Genomic DNA, 11,155 nt, shown 5'->3' with positions numbered 1-11,155 from the left:
TGATCGCATCGCAAACCTCCGGTTTGCACCAGAGATTCAGATTCATCGCGTTTTGGGAAGGCCAAAGAGTCGAGATCAGCGAGGCGGCGTATTACAGGTGGGGTATAATATATAGATGTAATGTTTATATAGATGCGCTTCTGGCGACAATTTCTATATTGTACGGATCAATTTGGTTTATATTTCTTGTAATAGCTTTGATATCAACGGCTATATCTTATTGCATAAATTTTATATTTTTGTATATTTCTGTAACGAATATATTCTCTGTGATTCCCATACTAATGCTACTCGATGGCAATAAATACATTGTGTCGCGATCTGGTGTGAATGAGCTTTGTGTATTTGATGGCTTTTCACCAAATATAGTCGTAGTAATGACGTTAATTCCCGTATGTATTTATATCTTGATCGGAAATATTTTGGCCGTCCTTAGAAGAGTTATTCAGAATGGCAAATAATAATGATGCTCACAGCCTAGATCAACTCTCCAAAACTGTCGACGTTGTTGCTGCTTTATTGTCAGGACTTCAAGTAATAAAGCCAAATTTGCTTCCTGATCTTCCGTATTTGCAGCCTTACATTCTGGATTGTTTCGGCTCGCTTGCTGGCTCCATCACACCGGAAAATCCGAGGGCAGGTGGCCGAAAATGTTGCTCACGACGTGCTGGTGCTGCTTTGGGCGGGCACGTAGCTGCGATCGTTATAGCAAGCCTTCAAACTGCGGGAATGTTCTGCTCCCCGAGGTAACCATCCTCATCTGCCTTACCGCGAATGACCTCGCGCTTGTCATCCGCAAAGGGTTGTTTCCGGCGCTCTAAATGCCGTCAACGTTTGCCCGAAAATCCTTTCGCGTTCGGTCATTTTACGGTTACGGACTCATCATGGCAGCATCTTTTCTGCGAATTGAAAATCTGTTAAAAATTGCACATGGAAAACCCTGCACAAAACCGGGCGGTGTCACTTTCTGGAGGGCGGCGATGGATTCTAAAAAAATCAAAAAACGTTATCCAAACAATGTTATTGAGTACTCCACGGCTATATACGGGCGGAAGCCGAAAAATATAAAAGAAGCAATTTTTATTACTTTTGTAATAACTATAACCAATCCATTTGTTAATATTCTTATGGGATCATTATTGTCTCTGTTTGTGTTAATATTTTTTGTTGCTGTAAATATAAACCCTCTAATTCCATCCGCTCTGACTTTTATTTGCGTTTTTTTGTTCAATCCCAGAAAACGTATTCTGGCGAAGTTTGTTCGTGGAGAGAAATCTTGACATACACGGCGCTTTTTGAAAATTCGAAGATTGACTTGCTTGTTGAGGGTATCGGAAATGATCTCAAAGAGGTCGCTCATCTCATGGGAGAGTCTCTTGATACGCCTGCGAAATATTTACAATCAGCGGGTTCCGCACTCCAGCAATCGAATAATCCGCGTGCTGTTGCACTTGGCGAAATCTTGGATGGTGTCGGAAAATCTCTGGAAACCGGATCTACGGTTTACATAGAGGGTATTTCACCCGACGCTGTTGCGAAAGTTTTTATCGGTATGGGTGTGGGGGCCGTTACAGGTATTGGCGTTCTGGCCGCCGTCTCTTTTGTCGCAACGATTGCACTTGCATTATCTCCAGTGCCAGCGTTGTGGCTAGGACTTTTGGCAATGAGTCCGATAGGGAATATGCTGGCAGTGGGCGTTCTCGCTATTGCGCTTTATTTCGCGGACGAGATTTTTACCAGCCCAATTAGCGACTGGATTTTCGACAACCTATACAAACCGCTTCTACAGATTTTAGCCGATCCCCTCATCCTCGATCTTGACGGGGACGGTGTTGAGCTTGTTTCTCTCGACGTTTCGAATGTTCATTTTGACTATGATGGTGATGGGTTTGCAGAAAAGACAGGTTGGGTTTCGCCAGATGACGGTATTTTGGTTGACGACAAAAACTCAAATGGAAAAGTAGATGGCGCCTACGAGTTGTTTGGCTCTGCGTCAAAGGATGGATTTGCTGTTCTTGAAACTCTGGATAGCAACAGGGACGGCAAAATCAGCGCGGATGATGAGGTTTTTGACAGGCTGAAGATTTGGCGTGATCTCAACCAGAATGGCGTCACGGATGACGGCGAGTTGTTAACGCTGACAGAGGCTGGGATCGAATCGATATCTTTGGACCGGGCCGTTGTGGATGGTACCAACACTGGCCATGGTGTAGGTTTCCAGGCGTCTTTCAATTGGGCGAGCGGAGCTTTGGGAGTTGCCCAAAGCATCTATTTCCAGACGGATCGCCAAGATACGAGATCGGACAATACGCCAGATTTCACGGCCTCCGAGATCGGCGTAATGCTGCCTCAACTACCGGGAAGCGGTCAGATAAATTCCATATTATGAAAACTATCCAGCGACTCGGCATTCCTTGAGGACTGGAAAGCGCTCACGGACAATGCTGCCAACCTCTCTGTCGGCGATCTGCGTGAAGATTTTTCCGCGCTGATCCTTCGTTGGGCTGGCGTTGACAATATTGATCAGAATTCCCGGGGCAACTATGTTGACGCCCAAAAGCTTGCCTTGGTAGAGCGTTTTTTCGGTGATACATATCGGGAAATGCAGTTCGGTGGAGAGGTCAGTACGTCGCCGAACACAGTTCAATCTGGCGCAGCCATTGCAAGCAGCTTCGACCAGATTACCGACGTGCTGCTTACCCTCTTTCTCACCCAGATTGGTCAGAGTATAATTCTGCGCGGAGGGGATTTGTCAACCATCTCCGATAGCCCGTACTTTGCATTCGTACTGCTTAATCTGCCGCGGTCAGAAGACAAGCCACTCACAGCAGCTGAAGCGGCCAGCAGTGTAAAAACTATATTCGATGTCATGGAGGCGCTTCTCCCAACCCGGCACGGCGGGGCCGTCGAGTACGTCGTTAAAGCGTTGAGTGGTCTTCAGGGATTTTTGACGGTTGGTTTTGGAGGCGACCAAGACAATTATGCCCTGGCAATCGAGCAAGCCGTTGCAGGCTGGTCAGATCCAGTTTTGAAAAATATCATCAACACCGCCGCAAGAGGAGACATCTTCTTTGGCGGAAGTGGTGAAGAAGGACTTGCTCCAGACAGCAACGGCGTTTTTGCCGGTGGGCATGGAGATGATATTTTAGTCTCTGGCCCTGGAGAAAGTACCTACATTTACACGTCGGGCGACGGTTCCGATCTTATCCGAGACAGGGACACAGATATCGGCGAGACCGATACTCTTATCCTGACCGATCTAAATCTGGCGGATGTCACTTTTGAAAAGATTGGCAATGCGCTCAGAGTAAATATCAGTGCTACACAAGGTTCGATAATCTCCGAGGGTTTTTACGATGAGTGGGGTCACAGCGCCATTGGAATAGACAGGATCATTTTTGCTGATGGAACTGAGATTTCACGCAATGAAATAGCGGCACAAGCCACGTCTGTGGGCAATAATCGCAGTAACGTTATTTATGATACATCTGGCGATGATCGTTTGCGTGCTGGCGCAGGTAACGACAAGATCAATCTTTCACAAGGCAATGATACCGTGATCTTTGCTCCGGGTGATGGACGAGATGTTATCGAAGATATCAGCGGCAGCGCTGCCGAAACAGACATCTTGAAGTTGCTTGGGACCGATCCGGCAGATGTCGAACTCACGCGTATTGGCTCTGACCTTCTGGTCTCTATCGGTGCTGACGGGGACAGTATTAGTATATTGAATTTTTTCCGATTGGACTCCGAGACGGGGGAACTCGGCAATTGGGGCATTGATAAAATCGAGTTTCAGAATGGGATAATCTGGGACAGGGTGACGATTTCCCGACTCGCGTTCTTTCGTGGGAGTGACGAGCAAAACTACATGGTCGGAACGGATCAGGCTGACACGTTCATCGGTGGGGCCGGTTCGGACACTCTGTTGGGCCAAGGTGGAGATGATAAGTACATCTGGTCAATGGGAGACGGAAACGACATCATAGAAGAACTTAGTTTTTCAGGGGTCGATACGCTCGAGTTGTTGGGCCTACGCAGCGGTGATGTCGAATTTATCCGGCGCGGCACGAATTTGCTCATTCATGTCAAATCATCTGGCGAGGTTATATCGATATTAGACCAATTCGTCGGCGTTGAGAACGTCTTGGATGATTGGAACGAGTATAGCGCCGGCTTGGAGCAAGTTGTGTTCTCGGACGGATTTGTGTGGGGCCGTTATACGATCATGTCGTCTATAGTTAATACGGCAGCCGATCTGGATATACGAATATATGCTATAAATGGGATCATACAGTATACAGTATTTTATGATGAGCTCAGACGCGCGAACTCCGAAGTTTACGAGCCTCATCTGTTAGATTCAAAAGATCTTGGAAATTATTACGATCTTGAAAACGGAATTACATATACAAGATATTATTCTATTTCAGGGAATGACATCGCTCTCGGTAGCGGCGATGCTGATATCATTGGTGCCTATGAAGTCATCTATAAAGGTGAATATAAATATCTTGATATTTATCTATTTTCACAAGGCCATAATTACTTTGACGGTCGGGGCGGCAACGATATCCTCGTTGGGAGGGCCGGTCACGACACACTCTTAGGCGGCGATGGCAACGATCATCTGTACGGTGACGAGTATTCAGCCTCTTCAAGCGAGGGATCAGGGGTAGATACACTTTATGGTGGAGACGGTGATGACGTTCTCTACGGCGGTGGTGGCGCGGATTATCTTGATGGCGGCCATGGCAGGGATCAATTGTATGGCGGAGACGGTGATGATACGCTGGTAAGTCATGATAGTGGCGAAGGGGAAGAGGCTGCCGATATCTTCATAGGAGGAAAGGGTGACGATATTATCCTGTCGACAGCGTCTATGTTTTCAAACGGTAATGATGTTTTCATCTACTCGGCTGGTGATGGGAATGACGTTGTCACAGACAATTCGTCTTCCGTATCAGAAATAGATATTCTCAGATTGACCGACATTGCTTCAAGTTCCGTGGTGTTGTCCAGAATTGGTCTGGACCTCAAGATAAGCTTTCAAGCCATAGAGGGTTCAATTACGTCGCTTGGCTTTTTCGACTCTAGTCAAACTGTTTCGAGTGGAATTGGTATTGACCGAATTGAATTCTCCGACGGCGTCGTATGGAGTCGTGCCGAACTTTGGGATAAGGCTTGGTTCCGTGGCACGAGCGGTAAAGATATAATCACCACGTACTCCCTGTCTGACAATACATTTATTGGATACGAAGGCGACGATACGATTGTTTCAGATATTTGGGCCAGCGCTGATAACGGCGCAGATACATTCGTATACAGAAGTGGCGATGGCAATGATGTCATAATAGATGGTGGCATCGTGAACGATGGCGCCACTGACACCCTATTGCTTGTCGATCTGCTCAGTTCGGAGGTCGAACTGAGCAGATATTCCAATGACGTCTATGTCAAGGACCTTAAAACCGGACAAGTGATTACCGGCGTAGGTCTATTCGATGGCCTCCGATACAGCTTCGATGAAATAAAATTCGCTGACGGTGAGATTTGGGATCGAGACCGCATCTACAGCGAAAGTTGGTACAGGGGAAGTATCGGCAAAGACACACTCGTAAGCGGTGAAATCGGCGATAACACTTTTATCGGGGGTCTCGGCAACGATGCGCTTGTCTCTTCTTCGAGCTTAAGTCATGTTCAGCAATATAATGGAAATGACGCTTTTATTTACAGTCGTGGGGACGGTAATGATATAATATATGACGGTTCTTATTCAAATATTGAAATTGACACGCTTTTTTTGCACGGTTTTCTGGCCGAAAATCTCCGCCTCAGCGTGGATGGTAATAATCTCATTATCAGATTTATTGACGATACACAGTTTATAACGGACGTGAAGGCAGTTGATAGCTCTTACAACTATGGGATTGATCGGATCGTTTTCGACAACGGAACGTCATGGGATAGAGCCGATATAAAATTCTGGTCGCATGAGGGGTCTCATTTCTTCCAAGCCGACGGTCGGGATGACATTATCACCGGCTCTTATCTTAACCAAAGGCTTGGCGGAGGCGGTGGCGATGACGTCATCGATGGCAAAGGGGGGAGCGACCTTATATTTGGCGATAACGGTGAGGACGAGATAAAAATCAGCCTGTCGAATATTGGTGATGTAGACACAATTAACGGCGGCGACGGCAATGACACCCTCAACTTTGAGAGTTTTGCAGGCGCTGTACATGTCGATCTCGTTGCGGACGGCGGTACGGCCTACACATCCGATAGCGCGATAATTGCGACACCACATGATCGTTTAATCGCGACCGTTTCAGAAATCGAAAATATAACAGGCACGAGATTCGGTGATTACCTGCTTGGGGATGACGCCGATAACATACTCCTTGGCGGAGAAGGTAACGATGTCCTCGACGGTCGCTTCGGCAACGATAAATTATATGGAGGTAGCGGCAATGACAGTCTGCTCGGATACCTCGGAGATGACACTCTTGACGGCGGGGCTGGTGATGATCGGTTGGAGGGTGGAGCTGGAACCGATGTTCTTAAGGCTGGTAGCGGTAATGACACCTATATCTATCGTCGCGGAGACGGCAACGATACTATAATTGAAGACGTTTTAAACGGTGCAGACGACCAACTTGTCTTTCTCGACATTAATCCTGAAGAGGTCAGTCTGGTCCGAGGTGGTCGCGACCTTACTATCTCTGTCGCTCCGACCAGCCAAAGTGTGAATAGTGCTGGGTCTATTTTGATTTTGAACGCCCTCGGAGGCGATGCCGAGCGTGGTATTGAGAGAATTGTCTTTGCCGATGGTACAGTGTGGTTGACAACGGATATTGCCCTAGCGCTGGGTAGTGACCCAGAGGAAGCGACCATTGTTGGCACGACTGCCGACGATAGCCTCAATGGAACGTCTGAGAACGATATTTTCTATGGTGGGTTGGGTAACGATGTATTCAGCAGCGGTGCGGGTAGCGACACTTATATCTATCGCTCTGGCGATGGACACGATCAAATTAGGGAGAATTCAGGATCAAATGCCGACATAGATACACTTCGCCTTGACGATCTAAACGAAAATGATGTGGAATTCGGCAAAAATGGCGATGCTTTGACTATTGATGTCCTCGAAACTGGTCAGAGGATTACGATTGACTGGCAATTTTACGCAGCGAATGAATCTTGGGGTATCGACCGCATTACGTTTGCTAATGGTACGACTTGGAACAGAGATCAGATTGAGGCTGCCGCGATATCCCGAATTAAGGGAACGTCTGGTGACGACACACTATCTGGCACCTCTCTAAATGACCTATTCCATGGCGGACTTGGTGATGACGTTCTCAGCGGTGGCATTGGTAGCGACACCTATATTTATGCGCCGGGCGATGGAAACGACCGTATCACAGAGAATTCCGGTTCGAATTCGGAAGTTGATACGCTTCGCCTCATCGATCTTAATACTGCCGACATTGAGTTCAGCCGATCAGACGACACTTTGCTGATCCGTATTTTTTCGACCAATGAAACTATCACGGTCGACTGGCAGTTTTATGCGGCGAATGAATCCTGGGGGGTTGATCGTATCGAGTTTGCCGATGGCAGTGTTTGGGGACGAGAGCAGATCAGGCTCGCTGCGATATCTCGGATCAATGGTACGTCCGGTGGCGACACTCTTTATGGCACGTCAGAAAATGACGTGTTCCACGGTGGATTGGGTGACGATGTATTCAACAGTGGTGTTGGCAGCGACACTTATATCTATGTGTCTGGGGATGGAAACGATCATATCAAAGAAAACTCTGGCTCGAATGCTGAAGTAGACACGTTGCGCTTAGTTGACCTAAACCCGTCCGATGTTGAATTCAGCCGATCCAGCGACGCGTTGCTGATTAAGGTCTTTTCGACCAATGAAACCATCACGGTCGACTGGCAGTTTTATGCGGCGAATGAATCCTGGGGGATTGATCGTATCGAATTTGCTAACGGAGTCGTTTGGGATCGCAGTCAGATCACTGATGCCATTCCAATTCGGGGTACCGCGAACAATGATACGTTCGTAAACCAACCTGCAAACAACACCTATATCGGGTTTACTGGCAATGATACTTACACCTATGCCCAAGGTGACGGTGAGGATGTGATTGTCGAAGCTTTGGCGGAGGGGGATTCTGACAGTTTGACAATGACTGATCTCGCTTTCTCCGACGTCGGTTTCTCTCGGCTGGGAGAAGACTTGATTATCACGGTTCCCGAATCGTCATCAGGTGCTAGTGATGGTGGATTCATCCTTGTGAAGAATACGCTCCTCGATGATGACGCAGGCGTGGAGAACTTCGTATTTACGGACTGGACCTACAGCAAGGCTGACATGCGTTATGTGCTTCTTTCGCAACTCATCACACCTGGCGACGATGTGATCGAAGGTTTCAGCAACACGGGCGATTATCTTGAAGGTGGCGCGGGCGACGACACTTTCGTATTCAAGCCTGACTTCGGCTGGGATACGATCGGTGACTTTGTTGCGGGAGCAGGAACAGATGATGTTCTCGAATTCCGCGGTGGCGTCCTGGCGGATTTTGAGGCCGTTCTTGCAGCAGCCTCGCAAGTCGGAAATGATACGATCATCAATGTCGACGGCACCAACGGTCTCACGCTCGTAAATGTCAATCTTTCTGACCTGCATCGGGATGACGTGCGGTTCATTGCATAGGATCTGACCATTGCCTCAATATTTTAACGGTGACACGCGGCGAGGGAGATGTGGATAAAAAGTTGGACTGCTGTATAAGTTCAGGCCGAGGCTCTTACGATATTCGACCGGGCTGAGCGATCCCAGCGATATCTTGATGCGCTTCTCATTGTACGAGCGGATATAGGCATCCACCTCGGCAACGAATTCCTTCCAGTCGCGTGGATAGAAGAGTTCGGTTTTCAGTCGGCCGAAGAACTCTTCGCAAGTGGCATTATCTTGTGAGCAGCCCTTCGGGATGTTGATTGCCACTGAGAACTGACCCGGCGTGGCGTGATATTTCCATTGAGAATTGACCCATGTTCCAACCTTCCCTCGCATGTTTTCAGCGAGGGCTATGGAGTGATCGACATGGCGTTATTGAGCGTGATCCGACGCTGGCATTTTCGAGAACATTTATCGATCCGGGAGATTTGCCGCAGGACTGGCCTATCCCGGAATACCATCCGCAAATACCTGCGTCTGGACGGCGTGGAGCCGAAGTTCAAGGTCCCGGAGCGGCCGAGCAAGCTCGATCCTTTTGCCGATCGGTTGTCTGCCTGGCTGAAGACCGAATCCAAGAAGAACCGTAAACAGAAGCGGACGATGAAGCAGTTGCATGGTAAGCGACAAGCTGAGGCCGTTCAGGCCTTGTAGCTCCACGGCATCAGGTTATGGATCTCGCTGCTGGGCCAGCCATTTGCGAGGCGCTCGAGCGTCTGCGTCAGCCAAGCCTGGGGATCGACAGAATTCATCTTTGCAGTCTGCAGCAGCGTCGCGATTGTCGCCCATGTCTTGCCGCCGCCGTCGCTGCCGGCAAAGAGACTGTTTTTTCTTGTGATCGCCTGTGGTCTGATCGCTCGCTCGACTATGTTGGAGTCGAGCTCGACACGGCCGTCCGTCAGGAAGCGTTCGAAGACGTCACGACGCTTGATCGAGTACCGTAGAGCTTCGGCGAGTTTGGATTTGCCTGATACTCGCGGCAAAGTCGTCTGCCAGAGAGTGAAGAGGTCACGGACTATCGCCGCCGAGCGTTCTTGTCGGGCAGCGACACGCGCCTCAGGGCTTTGGCCACGGACGGTATCTTCTATTTCCCAGAGCGTTGCCATTCGCTCGACTGTCTCTGTTGCCACCTTGGAGCTTTTGGCGACATGCAATTCATAGAACTTGCGGCGGCTATGTGACCAGCATCCAGCCAGAATAACGCCGTCGTTGCCGCCGTCCTTGCGTACGAGTTTGCTGTAGGCCCCGTACCCGTCAACCTGCAAAATCCCGCGATAGCCGCTGAGGTGCCGTGCCACGCAATCGGTCCCCCGACTGTCTTCGAAGCGATAGGCCACCATGGGCGGGCTGTTGCCTCCGAACGTTCGGTCATCCCTCGCATAAGCCCACAGCCATGCGGTTTTCGCCGACCCGGATCCAGGCGCCAGTGTCGGCAGGGTCGTCTCGTCGGCAAATATTCGTTCCGCCTTCTTGATTTCGTTCAGGATGTAATCGGCGAGGATGTCGAGCTCGAACCCCAGCTTTCCCATCCATTGAGCCATTAGCCTCCGGTCAAGGTCGACCTTGTCGCGGGCGTAGATCGCTTCCTGCCGATAGAGTGGTAGGCCATCGGCATATTTGGAGACCGCAATCTGGGCCAGAAGCGCTTCGGTTGGGATGCCCGCCTCAATGATATGTGTCGGGGCCGCAGCCTGGATCACGCCATCTTCGTTCTTAAAAGCATATTTGGGACGGCGCGTGACAATGACACGGAACTTCGCTGCAACGACATCCAGTCGTTCGGATATGTCTTCTCCGATCAGAATTTTTGTCTTGCCCGCATGCTCCGGCAAGTCTTCCGGCTCGATCACCACCTCGATACGCTCCAGATGCGGCGCAAAGCCCTTGCGTGGCCTCGGTGGACGTTTGCCATCTTTGTTGATGCCGTTCGTAACCTTGGCCCTGATCGCCGCAATGCCGGTCTCGATCTCCTCAAAGACAAAGGCATGCTGCTCGTCATCGACACTGGCCGCTGCAAGTTTCTCTGAACGCCGCCCAAAACGCGCGCGGTCAAAAGCTTTCAGGATCTGTGTCAGCCGCTCGATGCGCTCATCGGCATCAGCATTTCGGGCCTCGAGATCGTCGACCTGCTTTTCCAAAGCCTCGACGCGAGCGGCCTTTTCGGCCATGGCAAGAACCATGGCCTTGAGTGCCTCTACATCATCCGGGAGTTCTATATCGGGTCGCGTCATGGATCTGATCAGAGCATATTTCGCTGTGATCCGCCCGCAGTTTCAGGTGCATGATTCAATTCGCCGCAGGGGTTTTATACGCCGCCTCGCTGATCTCGACTCTTTGGCCTTCCCAAAACGCGATGAATCTGAATCTCTGGTGCAAACCGGAGGTTTGCGATGCGATCAG

Annotated in this window: 4 protein-coding genes and 2 pseudogenes; 4 read left to right on the top strand and 2 right to left on the bottom strand. The window is 49.5% G+C overall.

Annotated elements, in window-relative coordinates:
• Window positions 1-884: 884 nt before the first annotated feature.
• The 3 genes from ACI2KA_RS26380 to ACI2KA_RS26370 all read left to right on the top strand — a co-directional run bounded on the left by ACI2KA_RS26380 (window position 885) and on the right by ACI2KA_RS26370 (window position 8,734).
• Window positions 885-1,280 (top strand): hypothetical protein, encoded by a 396-nt coding sequence (locus ACI2KA_RS26380; RefSeq protein WP_404505402.1) that lies wholly within the window; start codon window positions 885-887, stop codon window positions 1,278-1,280.
• Window positions 1,277-2,389: a hypothetical protein gene (locus ACI2KA_RS26375; protein WP_404505401.1), complete on the top strand. Its 1,113-nt coding sequence runs from the start codon at window positions 1,277-1,279 to the stop codon at window positions 2,387-2,389. The genes ACI2KA_RS26380 and ACI2KA_RS26375 overlap by 4 nt, the downstream gene beginning before the upstream one ends.
• Before the next feature lie 177 nt (window positions 2,390-2,566).
• On the top strand, window positions 2,567-8,734 hold the full coding sequence (locus ACI2KA_RS26370) for a calcium-binding protein (protein WP_404505400.1): 6,168 nt from the start codon (window positions 2,567-2,569) through the stop codon (window positions 8,732-8,734).
• Window positions 8,735-8,749: 15 nt separating this feature from the next.
• Here the strand turns inward: ACI2KA_RS26370 and ACI2KA_RS26365 are convergent.
• Window positions 8,750-9,007, bottom strand: a pseudogene (locus ACI2KA_RS26365) (IS3 family transposase); the annotation flags it as partial.
• A gap of 117 nt (window positions 9,008-9,124) precedes the next feature.
• Here ACI2KA_RS26365 and ACI2KA_RS26360 point away from each other — a divergent pair.
• Window positions 9,125-9,373: pseudogene (locus ACI2KA_RS26360) on the top strand (IS21 family transposase); the annotation flags it as partial.
• Window positions 9,374-9,396: 23 nt separating this feature from the next.
• Here ACI2KA_RS26360 and tnpC read toward each other — a convergent pair.
• The gene (gene tnpC, locus ACI2KA_RS26355; RefSeq protein WP_404505399.1) at window positions 9,397-10,986 is read right to left on the bottom strand and encodes an IS66 family transposase; all 1,590 of its coding nucleotides are present in this window, start codon (window positions 10,984-10,986) and stop codon (window positions 9,397-9,399) included.
• Window positions 10,987-11,155: the final 169 nt, after the last annotated feature.

Source organism: Agrobacterium sp. NPDC089420, from assembly GCF_044900305.1.
Classification (GTDB): Bacteria; Pseudomonadota; Alphaproteobacteria; order Rhizobiales; family Rhizobiaceae; genus Agrobacterium.
This window is presented reverse-complemented; position numbering and strand designations above follow the sequence as displayed.

Bases quoted from the DNA above. Each gene is read 5' to 3' on its own strand.
- ACI2KA_RS26380 (WP_404505402.1), top strand. From the start codon at position 885: ATGGCAGCATCTTTTCTGCGAATTGAAAATCTGTTAAAAATTGCACAT.
- tnpC (WP_404505399.1), bottom strand. From the start codon at position 10,986: ATGACGCGACCCGATATAGAACTCCCGGATGATGTAGAGGCACTCAAG.